Source organism: Shewanella sp. NIFS-20-20 (assembly GCF_019209865.1).
In the GTDB taxonomy this organism is placed as follows: Bacteria; Pseudomonadota; Gammaproteobacteria; order Enterobacterales; family Shewanellaceae; genus Shewanella.
On record NZ_JAHUTT010000037.1, the window covers coordinates 1 to 22,808 of the forward strand.

The following is a 22,808-nucleotide window of genomic DNA, read 5'->3' on the forward strand; positions in this document are numbered from 1 at the left end:
GCGAGACAGTTCAAGCTTGATGGGAAACGGGATAGGGCCTATCCACGTGCGTTAAAAATGAGTAAAAACAAGTATCCCATTAAGTCTAAGAAAAATGCCGTTCACACTAAGTGAACGGCATTAGGCAATCGCCGGTTTTTTTTATGAATATGCAAATATCTTATTTAGACATGTACTCGATAGCATTTTTGTAGTCTTCGTCAGTACAGTCGGTACACATACCACCTGGTGGCATAGCGCCTTTACCAGTTTTAACTGTCGCAATTAACGTATCCATCCCTTGTGCTAAGCGAGGTTCCCAAGCGGCAACGTCATGAGATTTGGGTGCACCAGCAACGCCCATGCTATGACATACCTGACATGCCTTGTTATAGACAGCCTCTCCATCCTGAGCAAAAACGCTTGGTGACATAGTCATTACAGCGAATGCAGTCATGGCTAACATTTTTTTCATGCTTATTTTTCCTAATGCTAATATACAAAGCTCATCGCTGCCTAAAACTAGGGCAGACTCCTTTTGACTCTTAAAGGTTACTACATTCAGCAAAAAAACTCACGTTTTTGTGATCCTTGTCCCTAGAATTGCAACATTAGCAAATTTTATTCTCAATGTTTTAGTATATTAGCAACTCGAGTAAAAGTTCCCACTTTAGTTGGTTTCTTGGAAGCACTTCAAATTGCTGCAATATAGCGCATAACCACAGTAACTCCCTATTTGCGTTTATGTTAGTATCACTTGTGTTTCATTTAGGCATTAGATAGAGGGTACAGTGACGGACAAAATTATCCCCCCATTACTATCGGCTTGTGAACTCACATGCATCAGGGAAGAACGTATTCTATTTGATGGTTTGAGTTTCGATATTCTTGCAGGTGACATAGTACAAATAGAAGGCCCAAACGGTGCTGGCAAAACCAGCCTGTTACGGATCTTGGCCGGTTTATCCCGCCCTTATGCCGGAAATGTCCACTACCAGCAACAAAACATCAATCGTTGCCGCGATGAATTTAATACTGACTTGCTCTATTTAGGCCATTTAGCTGGGGTAAAAAGTGAGTTAACCGCCGAAGAGAACCTTAACACCAATTTAAGGTTAAGTGGCTACGATACAGCCAAAGCTGCTGAAATTCTTAGCAATGTTAACCTCACTGGCTTCGAGGATGCATTAGCTGGACACCTTTCTGCAGGGCAGCATCGTCGTACAGCGCTAGCGCGTCTTTGGCATACCAACTGTAAAATATGGATCCTAGATGAGCCGTTTACTGCCATCGATAAAAAAGGGGTTGAAGACCTTGAGAACTTGTTCTTAGCCCATGCTGAGCAAGGCGGGTGTGTGATCATGACCACCCACCAAGACATGGGGATCATCGCCAAGGATCGCCTTCGTAAAATTCAACTAGATTATCGCTTTCTATAAGGTCATGAGTGGATGAAAAGCAGAAGCCTAAATTACACCCAAGCTTTTTTTACCGTACTGAATCGAGATTTAAAGATTGCAGTTCGCCATCGTGGCGATATTTTTAACCCGCTGCTGTTCTTTGTGATGGTCGTGACATTATTCCCTCTAGGCGTTGGCCCCGAGCCTCAGATGCTAAGTCGCATAGCCCCCGGCGTTATTTGGGTGGCGGCATTATTAGCATCGATGCTGTCTTTAGAGCGCTTATTCAAAACCGATTTTAGCGACGGCAGTCTTGAACAAATGCTTTTGAGCCCGCAACCATTACCCTTGATGATCCTGGCAAAAGTGATTGCTCACTGGTTACTCACTGGCGTGCCATTGATTGTCATTGCACCGCTACTCGCAGTATTACTGCATCTCGATGACAATAGTTATGTCGCCTTAATTGCTACCTTAGCACTGGGCACCCCTGTATTAAGTTTATTGGGAGCCATCGGTATGGCACTCACCGTGGGATTACGTAAAGGGGGGGTGCTGGTCAGTCTATTGATCTTGCCTCTGTATATCCCAGTATTGATTTTTGCAACCAGCGCTATCGATGCCGCAAGCATGAATTTACCTTTTGATGGTCAACTCGCTATTATTGGCGCGATGTTGGTCGGTTCGTTAACTTTGGCTCCTTTTGCAATAGGCGCCTCTCTAAGAGTGAGTACTAACTAAATGTGGAAATGGTTACACCCTTACGCGGATCCTGAACGCGCCTTTCAACTGGCCGGAAAGTTACTACCATGGTTCAGCGCCCTTGCCTTTGGCATGATTGCCACAGGCACCATTTGGGGTCTGTTATTTGCCCCAACCGATTACCAACAAGGTGACAGCTATCGAATCATCTTTATTCATGTTCCTGCGGCGTCAATGTCGATGGCAGCGTACATGGGCATGGCGATTGCGTCATTCGTCGGTCTAGTATGGCAAATTAAAGCCGCGGATTGGGCTGCGGCGTCTATCGCCCCTATCGGTGCGGTGATTACTTTTATAGCATTGTTTACTGGCGCAACTTGGGGCAAACCAATGTGGGGCGCTTGGTGGGTATGGGACGCACGGTTAACCTCTGAATTAGTATTGCTGTTCTTGTATTTGGGCGTAATTGCATTATATGCATCGTTCGAAGATAAAGTATTAGCTGCGCGCGCGGCGGGAATTTTGGCCATCGTCGGCGTGATTAATATCCCTATCATCAAATACTCAGTTGATTGGTGGAGTTCATTACATCAGCCTTCAACCATTAAAATTACAGAAAAGTCAGCGATGCCAACCGATATGTTGTATCCACTTTTAATTAATATTTTAGGTTTTGGGCTTATGATTGGCGCACTCACCTTAGTACGCTTCCGCGCTGAGATCCTAGCGCGAAATGGTATGCGCCCGTGGGTACGTAAACTAGCACTTGAGCAAGGAGCTAAATAATGGAATTCAATTCCTTTGGCGAATTTATCAACATGGGTGGCTACGCTTTCTTTGTATGGCTTGCTTATGGAGTGACCTTTGGCTCACTTTTAATCCTGACTCTCGTTAGCATTAGCCGTAAAAAACGGGTATTAACTGACATCGCGAAAAAGATAGCTCGCGAAGAGCGACTAAAACAAAATCGGAGCAATAAACAGTGAATCCAAGACGTAAAAAAAGACTAGTCATGGCCGTCGGCTTGATTGCTGGCGTTGCTGCCATCGCCTCATTATTACTTTATGCACTGAATTCAAATTTGAATTTATTTTATACCCCGACCGAAATTACTCAGGGTAAAAAAGATACAGGGGTTAAACCTGAGCCAGGTCAACGAATTAGGGTTGGTGGCATGGTGACTGTCGGCTCTCTTGTCCGCGATCCGAAAAGTCTGCATGTTGAATTTGCTGTTCACGACGCTGCTGGCGGCGAAATTATCGTCACTTATGATGACTTACTGCCAGACTTGTTCCGTGAAGGACAAGGCATTGTGGCGCAAGGTGTTCTCACTGACGACTACAAGCTGCAAGCATCAGAAGTGTTGGCCAAGCATGACGAAAATTATATGCCGCCTGAAGTTGCTGAAGCCATGGGTAAAACCCATGACAAACTTGAATATAGTGAAACTCAGGTAAAATCAGAACAATAATAACGTCTTATTGCACTTATAAGGCCGCTAACCCTGGTTAGCGGCCTTTTTTTATCAGATGATGTCTTGGCGTGAAAATAAACAGCTTGCGCGTTACAGGAGCCCTGAGCGCCATTAAGCGCTCGTCTGTATTCACAGGTGCATTGGACTGTTAGCGGCCACGGCAATGGCGCAAAAACACTGTGACCTAGCCATTCGCCTGCACAGTTCAAGATTACGTCTACCTAGGCGAGTCTACGCTAACCCAATGAGCCTCATCCTTAATGTTTGCTAGCTGACTGCGCCAATAAGCCCATGACCACTCAATGTTTCGTAGCGTTGTTTGGAATCACTGTGTAAGGCTATGACATTGTTATTATGTGCCAACACAGCAGTATTCAACTCAAACCAGCATATCTCGTCGTCATCGCACTCTATTAGTATATTCATTGCATATGAACTAAATGGCTCCTAATGGCAGCGATTTAATCCATCACCAAGACACCATTAATAGCTAGCTCAAGCCGAGATTTGGGGTAAGACCTTCAGATACATGGGCTGACAATTCCCACCAATGACATGATTGACTCGCAAGGATTAACGAAAAGGCTGAGCAATATGAAGCTGAGGCTTCTACTCTGGCTTACCACGATGAGTATTTTCGATGGCCATGATAATGCAAAGCGTAAAGCACAAGTAGCGGTCAGATGATGCGAGAGAGGTAAAAATCATAGAAATCAATAAACTTGAAAGTCTACGCCGTGCGGGAATAAACACATTTTAAATAATAAAAAACCGGACACAAGGTCCGGTTTTTTTATACAACCTGATATTACTCAGCAGCTTCTACTTCAACAGCTTCAGCAGCTTCAGGACGACCTACTAACTCGATGTAAGCCATTGGGGCTTTATCACCGGCACGCAGACCGCACTTCAGGATGCGGGTGTAACCACCAGGACGTTCCTGGTAGCGTGGACCCAATTCATTGAACAATTTACCTACAACTTCAGAGTCGCGGGTACGAGCAAATGCCAGACGACGATTTGCAACGCTGTCACTTTTAGAAAGTGTTATCAGAGGCTCAACTACGCGACGCAGTTCTTTCGCTTTCACTAAAGTTGTCTTGATGATCTCATGACGAACCAGTGATGAAGCCATGTTACGGAACATAGCTTGGCGATGGCTGCTGTTGCGGTTAAGTTGACGACCACTCTTACGATGGCGCATGACCTAATCCTTATAACCTAAATCTGTACAAACCTGGGACTTATAGGTCGTCTGCTAAACTAGCTGGAGGCCAGTTTTCCAGACGCATACCTAACGACAGTCCGCGAGAAGCCAACACATCCTTGATCTCGGTAAGAGATTTCTTACCCAGGTTAGGAGTTTTGAGCAACTCAACTTCAGTACGCTGTACCAGATCACCGATGTAATGAATCGCTTCAGCCTTCAAACAGTTGGCTGAACGTACAGTTAGCTCTAAATCGTCGACAGGACGCAGCAAAATCGGATCAAACTCTGGCTTCTCTTCTTTCTGTTCTGGTTCAGAAACATCACGCAGTTCTACAAACGCATCCAGCTGTTCAGCTAAGATGGTGGCAGAGCGACGGATAGCTTCTTCTGGATCAATAGTACCGTTAGTGGTCATATCGATTACCAGCTTGTCCAGGTCAGTACGTTGTTCCACACGAGCAGCTTCAACATTATAAGCAATGCGAGCAACAGGTGAGAAAGAAGCGTCTACCAACAGGCGACCAATCGGACGATCGTCATCTTCGGTTTGAGCACGGGCAGAAGCCGGTACATAACCGCGACCACGTTCAACACGAATACGCATGCTGATATCATTGTTACCGGTCAGATGACAGATAACATGATCTGGGTTCACGATAGAGACATCGCCGTCGTGGGTGATATCTGCTGCAGTAACAGGGCCTGCGCCGGACTTGCTCAAAGTGAGCATAGCCTCGTCTTTACCCTCGATGGTCACTGCTAACCCTTTCAGGTTCAGCAAGATTTCAAGGATATCTTCTTGTACGCCTTCCTTGCTGCTATATTCATGCAGCACGCCGTCGATCTCGACTTCGGTAACCGCGCAGCCGGGCATAGACGACAAAAGGATGCGACGCAACGCGTTTCCTAAAGTGTGACCGAAACCACGTTCAAGTGGCTCCAGAGTCACTTTGGCACGCGTTGGGTTAACCTGCTCGATATCAACGAGACGCGGTTTAAGAAATTCTGTAACAGAACCCTGCATTGTGTCCTCTCTTGTTTGTTAGCCTTACTTAGAGTAAAGCTCGACGATCAGCTGTTCGTTAATTTCCGCAGACAAATCGCTACGTTCTGGAATACGCTTGAAAGCACCTTCCATCTTAGCGGCATCTACTTCAACCCATGTAGGCTTCTCACGTTGAGTAGAAACTTCCAAAGCAGCCTTAATACGGGCTTGCTTCTGAGACTTCTCACGGATGCTTACTACATCATTCGCAGACACTTTGAATGACGGAATGTTAACAACACGACCGTTTACCATAACAGATTTATGGCTAACCAGCTGACGTGCTTCAGCACGTGTAGCACCAAAGCCCATACGATAAACTACGTTATCCAGACGGCTTTCTAAAAGTTGCAACAGGTTTTCACCAGTGTTGCCTTTCAGACGTGCAGCTTCTTTATAGTAGTTACGGAATTGCTTTTCCAGCACACCATAAATACGACGAACTTTTTGTTTCTCGCGTAACTGAGTACCGTACTCAGACAAACGTGGCTTACGAGCGCCATGTTGGCCTGGTGCAGCTTCAAGCTTACACTTCGAATCAATTGCTCTCACACCGCTTTTCAGGAAAAGGTCAGTACCTTCCCGGCGGCTGAGCTTGAGCTTGGGACCCAAGTATCTTGCCATGATCTTTCTCCAATATCCTAGCTAGACGTCGTTACACGCGACGCTTTTTAGGAGGACGACAACCGTTATGAGGGATAGGCGTCACATCGGTAATGTTGGTAATTTTATAACCAACAGCGTTCAGCGCACGAATGGCTGATTCACGACCTGGACCTGGACCCTTCACGAAAACTTCAAGGTTTTTAACACCGTAATCCTGAGCAGCAGCACCTGCGCGCTCAGCAGCCACCTGCGCAGCAAACGGAGTAGATTTACGTGAACCACGGAAACCTGAACCACCTGCAGTCGCCCATGACAAAGCGTTACCCTGACGATCAGTGATAGTAACAATTGTATTGTTGAAAGATGCATGGATATGAGCCATACCATCCGCAACCTGTTTACGTACGCGCTTACGCGGAGAACGTGACGGAACTTTAGCCATTGTCTACCTTCCCGTTACTTCTTGATTGGTTTACGTGGACCTTTGCGAGTACGCGCATTGGTCTTAGTACGTTGCCCACGAAGAGGCAGGCTACGACGATGGCGGAGACCACGATAACAACCAAGGTCCATAAGACGTTTGATGTTCATGGAAATCTCACGACGCAAGTCACCTTCTACGGTGTATTTGGCGACTTCTTCGCGTAGAGTATCAATTTGAGCTTCGCTCAATTCCTTGATCTTAGCATCTTCAGCGATTGAAGTAGCAGCGCAGATTGCTCTAGCGCTAGTACGTCCAATACCAAAAATCGCAGTCAATGCAATGACTGTGTGCTTTTGATCAGGAATGTTAATGCCAGCTATACGGGCCACTATGCACTCCTTAAGTTAAAGGCCATCTGTGAAAAGCCCGAAAGGATACTCAACAGATGACAGTTTTGCAATCAATTTTTAATCAGCCCTATCAAATAGGGCTGATTAAATGTTTTTAGCCTTGACGCTGTTTGTGTTTTGGTTCAACACAGATCACGCGAACAACGCCACTACGCTTGATGATCTTGCAATTACGGCAGATCTTCTTCACGGAAGCACGAACTTTCATTTCAACACTCCGTAAGCTAATTTATCGACCAAAGCGATCTAAGTTCGCTTTGTTGACTAGATTAGCTTTCTTCATCACAGACTCATACTGATGAGACATCATATGGGTCTGAACCTGAGCCATAAAGTCCATGATCACTACTACCATAATTAGTAGGGAAGTACCGCCAAAATAGAACTGTACTTTCCACGCGATTAACATGAACTCCGGAATTAAACAGATAAAGGTAATATACAAGGCACCCGCTAAGGTGAGTCGTGTCATTACTTTATCAATGTAACGCGAAGTCTGTTCGCCAGGACGGATCCCGGGGATAAACGCACCGCTCTTTTTCAAGTTATCTGCTGTTTCGCGTGGGTTAAACACCAACGCAGTGTAGAAGAAACAGAAAAAGATAATTGCTGCCGCATACAATAATGAGTACAGCGGTTGTCCAGGGGACACAGCCAGTGAAAAATCACTCAACCATGACATAGACGGATTCTGACCGAACCACTGAGCCAGTGTTCCAGGAAACAGAATAATGCTGGACGCAAAAATTGGCGGAATCACACCTGCCATATTCACTTTCAACGGTAAGTGAGTAGATTGCGCTGCAAATACCTTACGGCCCTGCTGACGCTTAGCGTAGTTAACAACGATACGTCGTTGACCGCGCTCTACAAACACTACGAAGTAAGTAACGGCAAATATAATCACTGCAATCAGTAATAATACCAGTACGTTTAAGTCGCCTTGACGCGCCTGCTCGGCCGTTTGGCCAATAGCTGAAGGCAGTCCGGCTACGATACCTGCAAAAATCAGGATCGAAATACCATTCCCTATGCCCCGTTCGGTAATCTGTTCGCCTAACCACATCAGGAACATGGTTCCTGTCACTAAGCTCACCACAGCAGTGAAATAGAATCCAAAACCTGGGCTTACTACTAAGCCTGGGAATAGATTCGGCAATCCTGTTGCAATACCGACCGACTGGAACGTACCCAGCACAAGCGTACCCCAACGTGTATATTGACTGATTTTCTTACGTCCTGTCTCGCCTTCTTTCTTCAATTCAGCAAGGGCAGGATGTACCACAGTCAATAACTGCATAATGATCGATGCCGAAATATACGGCATGATCCCTAATGCAAAGATGGAAGCACGCTCAAGGGCACCACCCGAGAACATGTTAAACATGCCCAGGATGGTTCCTTTTTGCTGAGTAAACAGCTCGGCTAACACAGCAGCGTCAATACCAGGAATCGGTACAAATGAACCCGCCCTAAAGACGATAATCGCACCAATCACGAACAGGAGGCGACGTTTCAGTTCTGAAAATCCGCCCTTCGCGCTTTTTAAATCAAGTCCTGGTTTTGCCATCGACGTATTATTCCTCGATCTTACCGCCGGCAGCTTCGATAGCTGCACGAGCACCTTTGGTTACCTTCAGACCTTTTACGGTCACTGGGCGTTCAATGGTACCTGAAAGAACGATTTTCGCAAACTGGATGTTGCGAGTAATTACGTTCGCATCTTTTAATGCGTTCAGGTCGATAACATCACCGTTAACTTTTGCCAGTTCGAGTAAACGAACTTCAGCAGTTACCAAAGCGATACGTGAAGTAAAGCCGAACTTAGGTAAACGGATCTTCAGTGGCATCTGACCACCCTCGAAACCAGGACGTACACCGCCGCCAGAACGAGATTTTTGACCCTTGTGACCGCGACCGGCAGTCTTACCCAAGCCTGAACCAATACCACGACCTACACGCTTAGGTGCAGACTTAGAGCCTGCAGCTGGAGATAGAGTATTTAAACGCATCTATTAATCCTCCACCTTAACCATGTAGTAGACCTTGTTGATCATACCGCGAACAGCAGGAGTATCTTGCAGTTCAACAGTGTGACCAATACGACGCAGACCTAAACCAGTCAGGGTCGCTCTGTGCTTAGGCAAACGGCCGATAGCACTTTTAGTCTGAGTGACTTTTACAGTTTTAGTAGCCATGGTGCATTACCCCCGAATTTCATCAACATTCAGGCCACGCTTAGCTGCGATTTGCGCAGGTGACTTCATGTGCACCAGAGCATCTACAGTCGCGCGAACGATGTTGATCGGGTTAGTAGAACCGTATGCTTTCGACAGTACGTTATGAACGCCTGCTACTTCCAATACGGCACGCATCGCGCCACCGGCAATAATACCGGTACCTTCTGACGCCGGTTGCATGTATACACGTGAACCAGAGTGGCGACCTTTCACTGGGTGGTGAAGGGTACCTTTGTTCAGTTCAACGTTTACCATGTTACGACGTGCTTTTTCCATTGCTTTTTGAATAGCAGCTGGAACTTCACGCGCTTTACCATAGCCAAAGCCAACCTTACCATTGCCATCACCCACTACGGTCAGTGCGGTGAAGCTAAAGATACGGCCACCCTTAACTACTTTAGAAACACGATTAACTGCAATCAATTTTTCTTGCAGATCGTCTTTTTGCTGAGCTTCTAATTTAGCCATTGTTATAACCCCTTAGAACTGGAGGCCAGCTTCACGAGCAGCATCTGCCAGCGCAGCTACACGACCGTGATACTTGAAACCAGAACGATCGAAGGCAACAACAGTCACGCCTTTTTCGATCGCGCGTTCAGCAATAGCTTTACCCACTGCTTTAGCTGCGTCTACGTTGCCGGTATATTTCAGTGCGTCTTTTACAGCTTTTTCAGCGGTAGAAGCAACTGCAATTACTTGGGCTTCAGCATTGATCACCTGAGCATAGATGTGACGTGGTGTACGATGTACAACCAGACGTGTCGCGCCCAGCTCTTGGATCTTCTTACGTGCGCGTAGTGCGCGGCGTAAGCGAGATGTTTTCTTATCCATATCGCGTTACCTACTTCTTCTTAGCCTCTTTACGGCGAACGTTTTCGTCGTCATAACGGACACCTTTGCCTTTGTAAGGCTCTGGTGGACGATAACCACGAATCTCAGCAGCAACTTGGCCAACCACTTGCTTGTCAACACCGCGAAGGATGATGTCAGTTTGTGATGGACATTCTGCTGTTACGCCAGCGGGCAGCTTGTGAACTAAAGGGTGTGAAAAACCTAAAGTCAGGTCAATGTCACTACCAGTGATTTTCGCACGGTAACCAACACCTACTAACTTCAACTTCTTCTCAAAACCTTGAGAAACACCGATTACCATGTTGTTCAAAAGAGCGCGTGCAGTACCCGCCTGTGCCCAAGCGTTAACAACGCCTTCAACAGGTTGAGCTTTAACAACGCCTTCTTCAACAACAACAGCAACCGCGCTGTTGAATACTCGAGTCAGAGAACCTTTACCACCTTTGATGGTAACTTCCTGACCGTTTACAGTCACCTCTACGCCAGCTGGGATAGTGACTGGTGCTTTTGCTACACGAGACATTCCTAGCTCCTTAAGCTACGTAGCAGATAACCTCACCACCCATGCCTTCAAGGCGGGCGGCACGATCAGTCATCAGGCCTTTAGAAGTGGACACGATTGCGACACCCAGTCCGCCCATCACTTTTGGTAACTCGTCTTTACCTTTGTAAATACGAAGACCAGGACGGCTTACACGCTGGATAGTCTCAACGACTGGCTGACCCTGGAAATACTTAAGAGTGATTTCCAGTTCAGGTTTGGCTTCACCTGCAACTGCGTATTCAGTGATATAACCTTCTTCTTTAAGCAGCTTTGCGATAGCAACTTTCAGCTTAGCAGAAGGCATCTTCACAGATACTTTGTTAGCAGCTTGGCCGTTACGGATACGGGTTAACATATCCGCAATAGGATCTTGCATGCTCATATTAGCTTACTCCGTGACAAGTATTACCAGCTGGCCTTACGCAGACCAGGAACTTCACCACGCATAGTTGCTTCACGCAGTTTAATACGGCTTAAGCCGAATTTGCGCAGGAAGCCATGCGGGCGACCAGTTTGACTACAACGATTGCGCTGACGCGCTGCGCTGGAGTCACGTGGTAGAGCTTGCAGCTTAAGAACCGCATCCCAGCGAGCTTCTTCAGAAGTCTCTGGGCTGTTGATAGTTTGCTTAAGTGCCGCGCGCTTTTCAGCGTACTTGGCCACGAGCTTTGCACGCTTGACTTCACGTGCTTTCATTGAAGTTTTTGCCATTACGCTACCCTTACTTTTTGAATGGGAAGTTAAAAGCGTCTAACAGAGCACGACCTTCTTCGTCAGTCTTCGCAGAGGTAGTGATAACAATATCCATACCGCGAATCTTATCGATTTTATCATAATCGATTTCTGGGAAGATGATTTGCTCACGCACACCCATTGCGTAGTTACCACGGCCATCGAATGACTTAGCACTCAGACCACGGAAATCACGAATACGTGGGATTGCGATGTCAACCAAACGCTCTAAGAATTCCCACATGCGCTCACCGCGCAGGGTTACTTTACAACCAATCGGGTAGCCTTCACGGATTTTAAAACCAGCAACTGACTTACGAGCAACAGTCACTACTGGTTTTTGGCCAGCGATAGCAGTCATATCACGGACAGCAGCGTCCATAACTTTTTTGTCTGCAACAGCTTCGCCAACACCCATATTCAGGGTGATTTTATCAATCCGAGGGACTTGCATGACACTGCTATAACCGAACTTTTTAGCCAGTTCAGCGATTACAGTCTCTTTATATTTATCATGCAGTTTCGCCATCGTTTACTCCAGTTACTTAACGAGTTCACCGTTCGATTTAAAGAAACGAACTTTTTTGCCGTCTTCAAATCGGAAACCAACACGATCAGCCTTGCCTGTGGCATGGTTGAAGATCGCAACATTTGATGCTTGAATCGGGGCTTCTTTCTCAACGATACCACCAGTTACGCCCAGTTGTGGGTTTGGCTTGGTGTGTTTCTTAACGAGATTGATACCTTCAACAATCACTTTACCAGTAGGAAGAACTTGAGAAACTTTTGCACGTTTACCCTTGTCTTTACCTGCCAGTATAATTACTTCGTCTTGACGACGGATTTTAGCTGCCATTATGAAGCTCCTTACAGTACTTCTGGTGCCAGCGATACGATTTTCATAAACTGCTCATTACGCAATTCACGTGTCACTGGGCCAAAGATACGAGTACCAATCGGTGCAAGGTTTGCGTTTAGCAAAACTGCTGCATTCCGATCGAAGCGAATGACAGAACCGTCTGGACGACGTACGCCTTTCTTAGTACGGACTACCACCGCGTTATACACATCACCTTTCTTCGCTTTAGCGCGAGGAATAGCTTCTTTAACAGAAACCTTGATGATGTCGCCGATACCGGCATAACGACGATGAGAGCCACCCAAGACCTTAATACACTGAACTCTGCGAGCGCCGCTGTTACATGCGACATCCAGAGTCGATTGCATTTGGATCATTTCAAGTGCTCCGCTATCGTTACTACACAAATCCCGAAAATACGGGGTTATTTATTCACCACACTTTTGCCGAATTTCGGTCAAAAATGGAGCGCGATTATAACACCATAAAATGAGCTTGGATAGTATTAAAAAACAAACGGCCCCAAAAAAGGGGCCGTTTCGCTAGAAAGACCTTACGCTACGTTAGGTCTAAAAACTACTTCAACCAGAGTCCAAGACTTAGTCTTAGACAGAGGACGACATTCACGAATAGTGACTACATCGCCTTCTTGACACTGATTTTGCTCGTCATGGGCATGAATCTTGGTAGTACGTTTGATGTACTTACCATAGATTGGGTGCTTAACTTGACGCTCAATGGCAACAGTGATGGACTTGTCCATCTTATTGCTGGTCACACGACCTTGCAAAGTACGGATAGCCTGAGACATTATGCACCTGCCTTAGAAGTAATAATGGTCTTAACGCGCGCAATGTTACGACGCACTGTTTTCAGCTGGTGAGTTTGAGCCAGTTGACCAGTTGCGTGTTGCATGCGCAGGTTAAACTGCTCACGCAGCAGACCAAGTAATTCAGCGTTTAATTCTTCAACGCCCTTTTCTCTTAGTTCGCTCGCTTTCATTACATCACCGTCTTAGTTACGAAGGTAGTCTTGATTGGCAACTTGGCAGCGGCCAGTGCGAATGCTTCGCGGGCCAGCTCTTCAGATACGCCATTCATCTCGTAGAGTACCTTACCAGGTTGAATCTGACATACCCAGTATTCAACGTTACCTTTACCTTTACCCATACGCACTTCAAGAGGCTTAGAGGTAATAGGCTTGTCTGGGAAAACCCGAATCCAGATTTGTCCCTGACGCTTAATGTGACGTGTCATAGCACGACGCGCAGATTCGATCTGGCGAGCAGTTAAGCGGCCACGGCCGACTGCTTTCAGACCGAAAGTACCGAAGCTAACTTCAGTACCGTTCGCCAGACCGCGGTTGCGGCCTTTGAACATCTTGCGAAACTTCATACGTTTAGGTTGCAGCATTGCCGGCTCTCCTACTTGTTACGAGGCTTGCGCTTAGGTTGCTGCTTCGGCTCTTCGATCTGAGGCAGCATACCGTCCAGAACTTCACCTTTGAAGATCCAAACTTTAATGCCGATCACACCGTATTGAGTGTGACTTTCAGCAGTAGAATAGTCGATGTCAGCACGCAGGGTATGCAAAGGTACTCGACCTTCACGATACCACTCAGAACGCGCAATCTCAGCGCCGCCTAAACGGCCACTAACTTCTACTTTGATACCTTGGGCACCGATACGCATGGCGTTTTGTACTGCGCGCTTCATAGCACGACGGAACATTACGCGACGCTCCAGCTGCTGAGCAATAGAGTCAGCTACCAGTTTTGCGTCCATTTCAGGCTTACGGATCTCAGCGATGTTAATCTGAGCAGGGGTACCGGTCAGTTTTGCAACTTCGGCACGCAATACTTCAACATCTTCGCCTTTCTTACCAATCACTACGCCTGGACGGGCAGTGTGGATAGTAACGCGGATGCTTTTCGCTGGGCGTTCGATAACAATCTTAGATACTGATGCGGCTTTAAGTTTCTTTTCCAGAAACTTACGCACTTCCCAGTCGCTGCTCAGATTATTTGCATAGTCTGATTTATCCGCGTACCAGGTAGAGATCCAAGGCTTGGTGATACCCAGACGGATACCATTAGGATGTACTTTCTGTCCCATTGCTCTCTCCTAGCGATCTGATACAACCACAGTGATGTGGCTGGTACGCTTCATGATACGATCAGCACGACCTTTAGCACGAGGCATGATGCGCTTCATAGTTGGACCTTCGTCAACAAAGACTTTGGCAACTTTCAGTTCATCGATGTCTGCACCTTCGTTGTGCTCTGCGTTTGCAATAGCTGAGTCAACTACTTTCTTTACCAGTACGGCCGCTTTCTTAGGGCTGAAAGTCAGGATCTCGAGGGCCTTTGAAACAGGCAAACCACGGATCTGATCAGCAACTAAGCGAGCTTTTTGCGCTGAAGTACGGGCAAAACGATGTTTAGCTAAAACTTCCATCTTATTCCTCCCGTATTAACGCTTCTTCGCTTTCTTATCTGCAGCATGGCCGCGATAAGTGCGAGTTGGTGAGAATTCACCAAGTTTATGGCCGATCATTTCGTCAGTTACGAAAACAGGTACGTGCTGACGACCATTATGGACAGCGATGGTCAAACCAATCATAGTTGGGATGATCATTGAGCGGCGAGACCAAGTTTTAATTGGCTTTTTGTCACCGGCTTCCATCGCTTTCTCTACCTTCTTCAGCAAGTGCAGGTCAATGAAAGGACCTTTCTTGAGAGAACGTGGCATGGCGAATCCTCTTATTACTTATTACGACGACGTACAATGTACTTGTCAGTGCGTTTGTTGCTACGAGTCTTATAACCCTTAGTTGGAACGCCCCATGGAGTCACTGGGTGACGACCACCAGAAGTACGACCTTCACCACCACCGTGTGGGTGATCTACTGGGTTCATTGCAACACCACGCACTGTTGGGCGAACGCCTCTCCAGCGCTTAGCACCTGCTTTACCTAACTGGCGCAGCATGTGTTCGGCGTTACCAACTTCACCTAAAGTCGCGCGGCAATCTACTGGAACTTTACGCATTTCGCCAGAGCGAAGACGCAGAGTTGCATAGGCACCATCACGAGCTACAACTTGTACATAAGCACCTGCAGAACGTGCGATCTGAGCGCCTTTACCAGGCTTCATTTCAACAGCGTGAACTACAGAACCCACTGGGATATTACGCAGTGGCAGTGCGTTACCTACTTTAATTTCAGCATCAACACCAGACTTGATCAGATCGCCAGCTTTCATGCCTTTAGCAGCAATGATATAGCGACGCTCACCGTCAGCGTACAGAACCAATGCGATGTTCGCGGTGCGGTTCGGATCGTATTCCAGACGCTCTACTTTGCCTTGAATACCATCTTTGTTACGCTTGAAGTCGATCAAACGATAATGTTGCTTATGACCACCGCCCACATGACGGACAGTGATACGACCGGTGTTGTTACGACCACCAGACTTAGATTTTTTCGCCAGCAGGCCAGCAAAAGGTTTACCCTTATGCAGGTCGGTGTTTACCACTTTAACGAGGTGGCGACGACCTGGAGAGGTTGGCTTACATTTAACAATTGCCATGATAATTCTCCTTTTGCTTACTCAGCGCCAACGAAATCGATATCAGCACCAGCAGCCAAGGTAACATAGGCTTTTTTCCAATCGCTACGACGACCTACACGGCCACCGGTGCGCTTAGTTTTACCCTTGTTAACCAAAGTGCGAACTGAGTCAACTTCAACTTCAAATAGCTTTGCTACGGCAGCTTTGATCTCAGCCTTAGTGGCATCGATTGCTACACGGAAAACTACAGTGTTAGTTTTTTCGGCATTCACAGTGCTCTTTTCAGAGATATGTGGAGCCAGAATAACTTTCAGCAAACGTTCTTCGCGGATCATGCCAGCATCTCCTCGATTTGCTTCACAGCATCAGCAGTCACAAGCACTTTGTTGAAAGCGATCAGACTTACAGGATCCAGGCCCGCTACGTCACGAACGTCAACCTTGTACAGGTTGCGAGCAGCTAAGAACAAGTTCTCATCAACTTCAGCAGTAACAATTAACACGTCTTCCAGATCCATAGCTGCCAGCTTAGCTTTCAGCTCTTTAGTCTTAGGCGCTTCAACAGCGAACTCTTCAACTACGATCAGACGGTCTTGACGTACCAATTCAGACAGAATGCTCATCAGAGCACCGCGGTACATCTTCTTGTTTACTTTTTGGCTGTGATCTTGGGTTTTAGCAGCGAAAGTTACGCCACCGCTACGCCAAATTGGGCTTTTCACACTACCAGCACGAGCACGGCCCGTACCTTTCTGGCGCCAAGGCTTTTTGCCTGAGCCAGTTACTTCCGCACGAGTCTTTTGAGCACGAGTGCCCTGACGCGCGTTTGCAGCGTATGCTACAACTACCTGATGAACCAGTGCTTCATTAAAGTCACGGCCGAAGGTAGTTTCGGAAACTTCAAGAGCGCGTTGAGCGTCTTTCAATACCAATTCCATTACTATCTCCTCAGACCTTAAGCTTTAACAGCAGGCTTGATAATCAAGTCGCCATTGGTAGCGCCAGGAACGGCACCTCTCACCAGCAGCAGGCTACGTTCAGCATCTACACGTACAACGTCCAGATTTTGAGTAGTTACTTGCTCGGCACCCATGTGGCCTGACATTTTCTTGCCTTTGAATACGCGACCTGGCGTCTGGTTCTGACCGATAGAACCGTTCGCGCGGTGCGCCAATGAGTTACCGTGAGTCATATCTTGAGTACGGAAGTTCCAGCGCTTAACGCCACCCTGGAAACCTTTACCTTTAGATTGACCGGTAACATCTACTTTCGCTACGTCAGCGAAGATATCAACGTTCAGCTCAGCACCAACTTCAATGCCTTCGCCTTCACCGTCTGCCAGACGCACTTCCCACAAACCACGACCGGCTTCAACGCCTGCCTTGGCAAAATGGCCAGCTTCTGGCTTAGTGATGCGATTGGCTTTTTTGGCACCTGTTGTAACTTGCAGTGCGCGGTAACCGTCAGTTTCCAAAGTTTTCACTTGGGTAACACGGTTGGCAGCAACTTCAATTACGGTAACCGGGATTGAAACGCCATCTTCGGTGAAGATGCGAGTCATACCCACTTTACGACCAATAAGACCGATAGCCATCTCTCAAACCTCTTCTTTGGATCTCAATTAACCCAAGCTAATCTGAACATCTACACCAGCGGCAAGATCCAGACGCATCAGTGCGTCAACGGTCTTCTCGGTTGGCTCTACGATGTCAACCAGACGCTTGTGAGTACGCAGTTCGTACTGATCACGTGCATCTTTATTAACGTGCGGAGAGATCAAAATGGTGTAACGCTCTTTACGCGTAGGCAGTGGAATAGGACCACGTACCTGGGCGCCAGTACGTTTAGCAGTTTCAACGATTTCCGCAGTAGACTGATCAATCAAACGATGATCGAATCCTTTTAAGCGGATACGGATTCTTTGGTTCTGCATTGACCAGAGCTCCTAAAATGGACACATAAAAAATCACCCTCTAGCCGTCTCAATAATGAAAGGCAGAGCGAGATGATTTAACCGTTCGACTCCCAATCGGAGTCGCTGTTTATGATTAAGACAATTGCTCAATCAATATATTCGCTTACTTTAAGTAAGTGAGGCGCACATTATACATGGCTACATTTAAATAGCAACTCTATTGTGCGAATAATCAGCACGACGGCTGTTTATTAAAGTGCGCGGATTATACGGGCTTTTTATCAGGAGCGCAATTGTTTCATGAATAACTGGCCGAGGGCGGATTTTCATACAATGCAAATGAGCAGCCAATAAAAAAGGAGGCCTAAGCCTCCTTTTCTTTAGCGTCTAGCTAACCTCGCAATTAAGCGATGATTTTAGCTACAACACCAGCACCTACGGTACGGCCACCTTCACGAATAGCGAAGCGTAAACCTTCGTCCATCGCGATTGGGCAAATCAGGGTAACAACCATCTTGATGTTGTCGCCTGGCATTACCATTTCTACGCCTTCTGGCAGTTCGATGGTACCGGTTACGTCAGTTGTACGGAAGTAGAACTGTGGACGGTAGCCTTTGAAGAATGGAGTGTGACGTCCACCTTCATCTTTAGACAGTACGTATACTTCTGATTCGAAAGTAGTGTGTGGGTTGATTGAGCCTGGCTTGGCCAGTACTTGACCACGTTCTACGTCATCACGCTTAGTACCACGTAACAGAACACCACAGTTCTCACCTGCACGACCTTCGTCAAGCAGCTTACGGAACATTTCTACGCCAGTACAAGTAGTCTTGGTGGTGTCACGAACACCAACGATTTCTACTTCGTCACCAACTTTAACGATACCACGCTCTACACGACCAGTTACTACTGTACCACGGCCTGAGATTGAGAATACGTCTTCGATTGGCAGCAGGAATGGCTTATCGATGTCACGCTCTGGCTCTGGAATATAAGTATCCAGCGCTTCTGCCAGTTCAATGATCTTCGCTTCCCACTCTGGCTCGCCTTCCAGTGCTTTCAGAGCTGAACCCTGAATTACTGGTAAGTCATCACCTGGGAAATCGTATTCAGACAGCAGTTCACGAACTTCCATCTCTACCAGTTCCAGCAGCTCTTCGTCATCTACCATGTCACACTTGTTCATGAACACGATGATGAAAGGTACACCTACCTGACGAGAAAGCAGGATGTGCTCACGAGTCTGTGGCATTGGGCCGTCAGTAGAAGCTACTACCAGGATCGCGCCGTCCATCTGAGCAGCACCAGTGATCATGTTTTTAACATAATCGGCGTGGCCTGGACAGTCTACGTGTGCGTAGTGGCGACTTGGAGTATCGTATTCGATGTGAGAGGTATTAATGGTAATACCGCGCTCACGCTCTTCTGGAGCGTTATCGATCTGTGCGAAGTCACGAGCTTCACCACCGTAAGTCTTAGACAGTACGTGAGAGATCGCCGCAGTCAGAGTGGTTTTACCATGGTCAACGTGACCAATGGTGCCCACGTTAACGTGGGGTTTGTTACGTTCAAATTTAGCTTTAGCCACGATAAATTCCTTTCTTTTCAGAAATGCCCAACAATTGGGCGACATCAGTCAAACTTGCAGGCCTGCCCCAACCAAAATTAATTGCGGGACTCGATCACTGCCTTAGCAATGTTTTGTGGTGCTTCAGCGTACTTCAAAAACTCCATAGAGTATGAAGCACGACCCTGAGTTGCAGAGCGCAAATCAGTCGCATAACCAAACATTTCAGCTAAAGGTACTACAGCATGAACGAGTTTGACACCACCGATGCCGTCGTCCATCCCTTCGATCATACCACGGCGACGGTTCAGATCACCGACCACGTCTCCCATGTAATCTTCAGGGGTAGTAACCTCTACTTTCATGCACGGCTCGAGCAACACAGGGTTGGCTTGAAGCGCACCCTTCTTGAAGCCCATAGAACCTGCAACCTTGAAAGCCATCTCATTCGAGTCCACATCATGATATGAACCATCGAACAGGGTGACTTTCACGTCCAAAACAGGGAAGCCGGCGAGTACGCCATTCTTCGTCTGCTCTTGGATACCTTTGTCAACGGCTGGGATGTATTCGCGTGGAATAACACCACCAACGACAGCGTTGACGAATTCGTAACCAAAGCCTTCTTCTTGCGGCTCCAGTTTTAACCATACGTGACCAAATTGACCGCGACCGCCAGACTGGCGAACAAACTTACCTTCAACCTCAACGGCTGTACGGATAGTTTCACGATACGCCACTTGCGGTTTACCAACGTTACATTCGACGCTGAACTCACGGCGCATACGGTCCACAATGATATCCAAGTGTAGCTCACCCATACCAGAGATCAGTGTCTGTCCTGATTCTTCATCAGTTTCAACTTTAAATGATGGGTCTTCTGCAGCTAACTTTTGTAGTGCGATGGCCATTTTCTCTTGGTCAGCTTGCGATCTTGGCTCAACCGCAATAGTAATCACTGGCTCAGGGAATTCCATTCGCTCAAGAATGACTTTGTGATCAGGGTCACACAAGGTGTCGCCGGTGGTCACATCTTTCAGACCAATGGCCGCGGCAATATCACCGGCACGCACTTCTTTTAATTCTTTACGGTCATTGGCGTGCATTTGCACTATTCGACCGATCCGCTCACGCTTCATCTTCACAGAGTTATACGCGGCAGAGCCAGATTCAAGTACGCCTGAATATACACGAATAAACGTTAAGGTTCCTACGAAAGGATCCGTCGCGATTTTAAATGCTAATGCGGCAAAGGGAGCGTTATCGTCCGCAGGACGTGAGACTTCTTGCTCATCGTCATCAATGCCTTTAATGGCAGGTACATCGATTGGTGCTGGTAAGTATTCAATCACAGCATCAAGTACTGCCTGAACGCCTTTATTTTTAAATGCACTCCCGCAGGTCGCTAACACGATTTCATTATTGATGGTACGTTGGCGCAGGGCAAGCTTGATTTCTTCTTCAGTCAAATCACCTTCATCAAGGTATTTGTTCATCAGATCATCATTCGCTTCAGCGGCTGCTTCAACCAAGTACTCACGCATCTCGGCTGCTTTATCAGCCAAGTCTGCTGGGATAGGCTCATAAGTAAAAGTCATGCCCTGGTCTGCTTCATTCCAGTTAATGGCTTTCATCTTAATGAGGTCGATCACCCCTTTAAAATTTTCTTCAGCACCGATGTTCATCTGGATCGGAACACAAGTCGCACCTAATCGGGTACGTATTTGTGAGATCACACGATCGAAATCAGCACCAGCACGGTCCATCTTATTAACGAACACCATGCGAGGAACGCCGTATTTATCAGCTTGACGCCATACGGTTTCTGATTGAGGTTCTACACCTGAAGAACCACAAAATACCACGACAGCGCCATCTAGGACGCGCAAAGAACGTTCAACTTCAATGGTAAAGTCAACGTGGCCGGGGGTATCGATGATATTGATTCGATGTTCAGTAAACTGTGCATCCATACCGCGCCAAAAGGTGGTCACGGCAGCAGAGGTAATCGTAATGCCTCGCTCTTGCTCTTGCACCATCCAGTCAGTTGTTGCTGCACCATCGTGAACTTCACCGATCTTATGAGACAATCCGGTATAAAACAGCACACGTTCTGTGGTAGTGGTTTTACCAGCGTCAACATGAGCACAGATACCGATATTGCGGTAACGCTCAATTGGAGTTGTACGAGCCACGATTATTTCCTCTTACCCAGGGTTCCCTGGAAAAACCGATAAAGGCGTGGGCTTGCGCCCACCCCCATATAAAGCAATTACCAGCGGTAATGAGCAAACGCTTTGTTTGCTTCTGCCATACGATGCACGTCTTCGCGCTTCTTAACGGCAGTGCCTTTGTTGTCGGATGCGTCTAGCATTTCACCAGCCAGGCGCAGAGCCATAGATTTTTCACCACGCTTACGAGCAGCTTCAACCAACCAACGCATTGCTAACGCATTGCGACGAACTGGGCGAACTTCACAAGGAACTTGATAAGTAGAACCACCAACGCGACGAGATTTAACTTCGACAGATGGGCGTACGTTATCTAAAGCTGCTTCAAGAATTACCAGATGATCTTCGCCTTTTTTGGCAGAAACAACATCTAGAGCTTTGTAGATAATTTTTTCAGCAGTCGACTTTTTGCCGTCCTGCATAATGACGTTGATGAACTTAGCCAGCAACTCACTGTGGAACTTTGGATCAGGTAGGATTTTACGTTGTCCTACAACGCGACGTCTTGGCATAACAATTCTCCGTATGCTTCAGGGATTTCCAAAACTGGAATCTCAATTAATCTAGCTTGGCCTTACTTAACGGATACGTTAAGACTTAGGACGCTTAGCACCGTACTTAGAACGAGCTTGGCGACGAGTAGTCACGCCAGCACAGTCTAATGCGCCACGAATAGTGTGATAACGCACACCTGGTAAGTCTTTAACACGACCACCACGGATCAGGATCACACTGTGCTCTTGCAGGTTGTGGCCTTCACCGCCGATGTATGAAGTCACTTCAAAACCGTTGGTCAAACGCACACGCGCTACTTTACGCAGAGCAGAGTTTGGTTTCTTAGGGGTGGTAGTGTACACACGAGTACAAACACCACGCTTTTGTGGGCACGCGGCCAACGCTGGAACATTGGTTTTTTCTACCAATGCACGACGTGGCTTACGTACCAACTGGTTAACTGTTGCCATTTAAAGCTCCAATCAGTTGATAATAACTGAAGTTGTAAGGGTGTAAAAAATCTATTCCCACAAGTGTGGGAGGCGGAATTTTAG

38 protein-coding genes are annotated in these 22,808 nt (G+C 47.0%); 5 read left to right on the top strand and 33 right to left on the bottom strand.

What is annotated here, in order from left to right:
- Nucleotides 1–160: 160 nt before the first annotated feature.
- On the bottom strand, nt 161–454 hold the full coding sequence (locus tag KU855_RS12170) for a cytochrome c5 family protein (RefSeq protein WP_218530560.1): 294 nt from the start codon (nt 452–454) through the stop codon (nt 161–163).
- 316 nt (nt 455–770) lie between these two features.
- On the opposite strand from KU855_RS12170, the gene ccmA reads away from it, so the two are divergent.
- From ccmA to ccmE, 5 genes are read left to right on the top strand one after another with little or no spacing between them, the layout of a single operon-like run.
- Complete coding sequence (gene ccmA, locus KU855_RS12175) at nt 771–1,418, top strand: cytochrome c biogenesis heme-transporting ATPase CcmA (protein WP_218530561.1); 648 nt, start codon at nt 771–773, stop codon at nt 1,416–1,418.
- A 12-nt stretch (nt 1,419–1,430) separates the two neighbouring features.
- Entirely contained in the window at nt 1,431–2,120 is a 690-nt protein-coding gene (gene ccmB, locus KU855_RS12180) for a heme exporter protein CcmB (RefSeq protein ID WP_218530562.1), read from the top strand.
- Entirely contained in the window at nt 2,121–2,867 is a 747-nt protein-coding gene (locus KU855_RS12185) for a heme ABC transporter permease (protein WP_218530563.1), read from the top strand. It abuts the gene before it with no gap.
- Nucleotides 2,867–3,067 carry a heme exporter protein CcmD gene (gene ccmD / locus KU855_RS12190; RefSeq protein ID WP_218530564.1) on the top strand — a complete coding sequence of 67 codons (201 nt, stop codon included), beginning with the start codon at nt 2,867–2,869 and terminating at the stop codon, nt 3,065–3,067. The genes KU855_RS12185 and ccmD overlap by 1 nt, the downstream gene beginning before the upstream one ends.
- On the top strand, nt 3,064–3,552 hold the full coding sequence (ccmE, locus tag KU855_RS12195; protein ID WP_218530565.1) for a cytochrome c maturation protein CcmE: 489 nt from the start codon (nt 3,064–3,066) through the stop codon (nt 3,550–3,552). The genes ccmD and ccmE overlap by 4 nt, the downstream gene beginning before the upstream one ends.
- A gap of 811 nt (nt 3,553–4,363) precedes the next feature.
- Here ccmE and rplQ read toward each other — a convergent pair.
- From rplQ to rpsL, 32 genes are all read right to left on the bottom strand, one after another.
- A complete protein-coding gene (gene rplQ, locus KU855_RS12200) occupies nt 4,364–4,759 on the bottom strand; it encodes a 50S ribosomal protein L17 (RefSeq protein WP_218530566.1) in 396 nt (131 codons plus the stop codon).
- Between the two features lie 40 nt (nt 4,760–4,799).
- On the bottom strand, nt 4,800–5,789 hold the full coding sequence (gene rpoA, locus KU855_RS12205) for a DNA-directed RNA polymerase subunit alpha (protein ID WP_218530567.1): 990 nt from the start codon (nt 5,787–5,789) through the stop codon (nt 4,800–4,802).
- A 24-nt stretch (nt 5,790–5,813) separates the two neighbouring features.
- Nucleotides 5,814–6,434 carry a 30S ribosomal protein S4 gene (rpsD, locus tag KU855_RS12210; RefSeq protein WP_218530568.1) on the bottom strand — a complete coding sequence of 207 codons (621 nt, stop codon included), beginning with the start codon at nt 6,432–6,434 and terminating at the stop codon, nt 5,814–5,816.
- 31 nt (nt 6,435–6,465) lie between these two features.
- The gene (gene rpsK, locus KU855_RS12215; RefSeq protein WP_218530569.1) at nt 6,466–6,858 is read right to left on the bottom strand and encodes a 30S ribosomal protein S11; all 393 of its coding nucleotides are present in this window, start codon (nt 6,856–6,858) and stop codon (nt 6,466–6,468) included.
- 14 nt (nt 6,859–6,872) lie between these two features.
- Nucleotides 6,873–7,229, bottom strand: a complete 357-nt coding sequence (gene rpsM, locus KU855_RS12220; RefSeq protein ID WP_218530570.1) for a 30S ribosomal protein S13 — start codon at nt 7,227–7,229, stop codon at nt 6,873–6,875.
- A 115-nt stretch (nt 7,230–7,344) separates the two neighbouring features.
- On the bottom strand, nt 7,345–7,458 hold the full coding sequence (rpmJ, locus tag KU855_RS12225) for a 50S ribosomal protein L36 (RefSeq protein WP_011758355.1): 114 nt from the start codon (nt 7,456–7,458) through the stop codon (nt 7,345–7,347).
- Between the two features lie 21 nt (nt 7,459–7,479).
- Nucleotides 7,480–8,820, bottom strand: a complete 1,341-nt coding sequence (gene secY, locus KU855_RS12230) for a preprotein translocase subunit SecY (RefSeq protein ID WP_218530571.1) — start codon at nt 8,818–8,820, stop codon at nt 7,480–7,482.
- Between the two features lie 7 nt (nt 8,821–8,827).
- Nucleotides 8,828–9,262: a 50S ribosomal protein L15 gene (gene rplO, locus KU855_RS12235; RefSeq protein WP_218530572.1), complete on the bottom strand. Its 435-nt coding sequence runs from the start codon at nt 9,260–9,262 to the stop codon at nt 8,828–8,830.
- Between the two features lie 3 nt (nt 9,263–9,265).
- Nucleotides 9,266–9,448 (bottom strand): 50S ribosomal protein L30, encoded by a 183-nt coding sequence (rpmD, locus tag KU855_RS12240; RefSeq protein ID WP_140930209.1) that lies wholly within the window; start codon nt 9,446–9,448, stop codon nt 9,266–9,268.
- A 6-nt stretch (nt 9,449–9,454) separates the two neighbouring features.
- Complete coding sequence (gene rpsE, locus KU855_RS12245) at nt 9,455–9,958, bottom strand: 30S ribosomal protein S5 (protein ID WP_218530573.1); 504 nt, start codon at nt 9,956–9,958, stop codon at nt 9,455–9,457.
- Nucleotides 9,959–9,970: 12 nt separating this feature from the next.
- The gene (gene rplR, locus KU855_RS12250; RefSeq protein ID WP_218530574.1) at nt 9,971–10,321 is read right to left on the bottom strand and encodes a 50S ribosomal protein L18; all 351 of its coding nucleotides are present in this window, start codon (nt 10,319–10,321) and stop codon (nt 9,971–9,973) included.
- 10 nt (nt 10,322–10,331) lie between these two features.
- Nucleotides 10,332–10,865: a 50S ribosomal protein L6 gene (rplF, locus tag KU855_RS12255; RefSeq protein ID WP_218530575.1), complete on the bottom strand. Its 534-nt coding sequence runs from the start codon at nt 10,863–10,865 to the stop codon at nt 10,332–10,334.
- A gap of 10 nt (nt 10,866–10,875) precedes the next feature.
- Entirely contained in the window at nt 10,876–11,268 is a 393-nt protein-coding gene (rpsH, locus tag KU855_RS12260; protein WP_218530576.1) for a 30S ribosomal protein S8, read from the bottom strand.
- 23 nt (nt 11,269–11,291) lie between these two features.
- Nucleotides 11,292–11,597: a 30S ribosomal protein S14 gene (rpsN, locus tag KU855_RS12265; RefSeq protein ID WP_218530577.1), complete on the bottom strand. Its 306-nt coding sequence runs from the start codon at nt 11,595–11,597 to the stop codon at nt 11,292–11,294.
- A 10-nt stretch (nt 11,598–11,607) separates the two neighbouring features.
- Entirely contained in the window at nt 11,608–12,147 is a 540-nt protein-coding gene (rplE, locus tag KU855_RS12270) for a 50S ribosomal protein L5 (protein WP_140930203.1), read from the bottom strand.
- Between the two features lie 12 nt (nt 12,148–12,159).
- Nucleotides 12,160–12,474: a 50S ribosomal protein L24 gene (gene rplX, locus KU855_RS12275; protein ID WP_218530578.1), complete on the bottom strand. Its 315-nt coding sequence runs from the start codon at nt 12,472–12,474 to the stop codon at nt 12,160–12,162.
- An 11-nt stretch (nt 12,475–12,485) separates the two neighbouring features.
- Nucleotides 12,486–12,854 (bottom strand): 50S ribosomal protein L14, encoded by a 369-nt coding sequence (rplN, locus tag KU855_RS12280; protein ID WP_140930201.1) that lies wholly within the window; start codon nt 12,852–12,854, stop codon nt 12,486–12,488.
- Between the two features lie 176 nt (nt 12,855–13,030).
- Nucleotides 13,031–13,288 carry a 30S ribosomal protein S17 gene (gene rpsQ / locus KU855_RS12285; protein ID WP_140930200.1) on the bottom strand — a complete coding sequence of 86 codons (258 nt, stop codon included), beginning with the start codon at nt 13,286–13,288 and terminating at the stop codon, nt 13,031–13,033.
- Nucleotides 13,288–13,479 (bottom strand): 50S ribosomal protein L29, encoded by a 192-nt coding sequence (rpmC, locus tag KU855_RS12290; protein ID WP_140930199.1) that lies wholly within the window; start codon nt 13,477–13,479, stop codon nt 13,288–13,290. Before rpmC ends, rpsQ begins: the two co-directional genes overlap by 1 nt.
- The gene (gene rplP / locus KU855_RS12295; RefSeq protein ID WP_039036042.1) at nt 13,479–13,889 is read right to left on the bottom strand and encodes a 50S ribosomal protein L16; all 411 of its coding nucleotides are present in this window, start codon (nt 13,887–13,889) and stop codon (nt 13,479–13,481) included. The genes rpmC and rplP overlap by 1 nt, the downstream gene beginning before the upstream one ends.
- Nucleotides 13,890–13,900: 11 nt before the next feature.
- A complete protein-coding gene (gene rpsC / locus KU855_RS12300; protein WP_218530579.1) occupies nt 13,901–14,590 on the bottom strand; it encodes a 30S ribosomal protein S3 in 690 nt (229 codons plus the stop codon).
- A gap of 9 nt (nt 14,591–14,599) precedes the next feature.
- Nucleotides 14,600–14,932 (bottom strand): 50S ribosomal protein L22, encoded by a 333-nt coding sequence (gene rplV / locus KU855_RS12305; protein WP_218530580.1) that lies wholly within the window; start codon nt 14,930–14,932, stop codon nt 14,600–14,602.
- A gap of 15 nt (nt 14,933–14,947) precedes the next feature.
- Complete coding sequence (gene rpsS, locus KU855_RS12310; protein ID WP_140930196.1) at nt 14,948–15,226, bottom strand: 30S ribosomal protein S19; 279 nt, start codon at nt 15,224–15,226, stop codon at nt 14,948–14,950.
- Between the two features lie 14 nt (nt 15,227–15,240).
- Entirely contained in the window at nt 15,241–16,065 is an 825-nt protein-coding gene (gene rplB / locus KU855_RS12315; RefSeq protein ID WP_218530581.1) for a 50S ribosomal protein L2, read from the bottom strand.
- 17 nt (nt 16,066–16,082) lie between these two features.
- Nucleotides 16,083–16,382, bottom strand: a complete 300-nt coding sequence (gene rplW, locus KU855_RS12320; RefSeq protein ID WP_140930194.1) for a 50S ribosomal protein L23 — start codon at nt 16,380–16,382, stop codon at nt 16,083–16,085.
- Nucleotides 16,379–16,984, bottom strand: coding sequence for a 50S ribosomal protein L4 (gene rplD, locus KU855_RS12325; protein ID WP_218530582.1), 606 nt, complete (start codon nt 16,982–16,984; stop codon nt 16,379–16,381). The genes rplW and rplD overlap by 4 nt, the downstream gene beginning before the upstream one ends.
- 17 nt (nt 16,985–17,001) lie before the next feature.
- A complete protein-coding gene (gene rplC, locus KU855_RS12330; protein WP_218530583.1) occupies nt 17,002–17,640 on the bottom strand; it encodes a 50S ribosomal protein L3 in 639 nt (212 codons plus the stop codon).
- A 27-nt stretch (nt 17,641–17,667) separates the two neighbouring features.
- A complete protein-coding gene (rpsJ, locus tag KU855_RS12335; protein ID WP_006083601.1) occupies nt 17,668–17,979 on the bottom strand; it encodes a 30S ribosomal protein S10 in 312 nt (103 codons plus the stop codon).
- A 385-nt stretch (nt 17,980–18,364) separates the two neighbouring features.
- A complete protein-coding gene (gene tuf, locus KU855_RS12340; RefSeq protein WP_218530584.1) occupies nt 18,365–19,549 on the bottom strand; it encodes an elongation factor Tu in 1,185 nt (394 codons plus the stop codon).
- Between the two features lie 77 nt (nt 19,550–19,626).
- Nucleotides 19,627–21,723 (bottom strand): elongation factor G, encoded by a 2,097-nt coding sequence (fusA, locus tag KU855_RS12345; protein ID WP_218530585.1) that lies wholly within the window; start codon nt 21,721–21,723, stop codon nt 19,627–19,629.
- 77 nt (nt 21,724–21,800) lie between these two features.
- A complete protein-coding gene (gene rpsG, locus KU855_RS12350; RefSeq protein WP_218530586.1) occupies nt 21,801–22,271 on the bottom strand; it encodes a 30S ribosomal protein S7 in 471 nt (156 codons plus the stop codon).
- A gap of 78 nt (nt 22,272–22,349) precedes the next feature.
- Nucleotides 22,350–22,724, bottom strand: coding sequence for a 30S ribosomal protein S12 (gene rpsL / locus KU855_RS12355; RefSeq protein WP_140930189.1), 375 nt, complete (start codon nt 22,722–22,724; stop codon nt 22,350–22,352).
- Nucleotides 22,725–22,808: the final 84 nt, after the last annotated feature.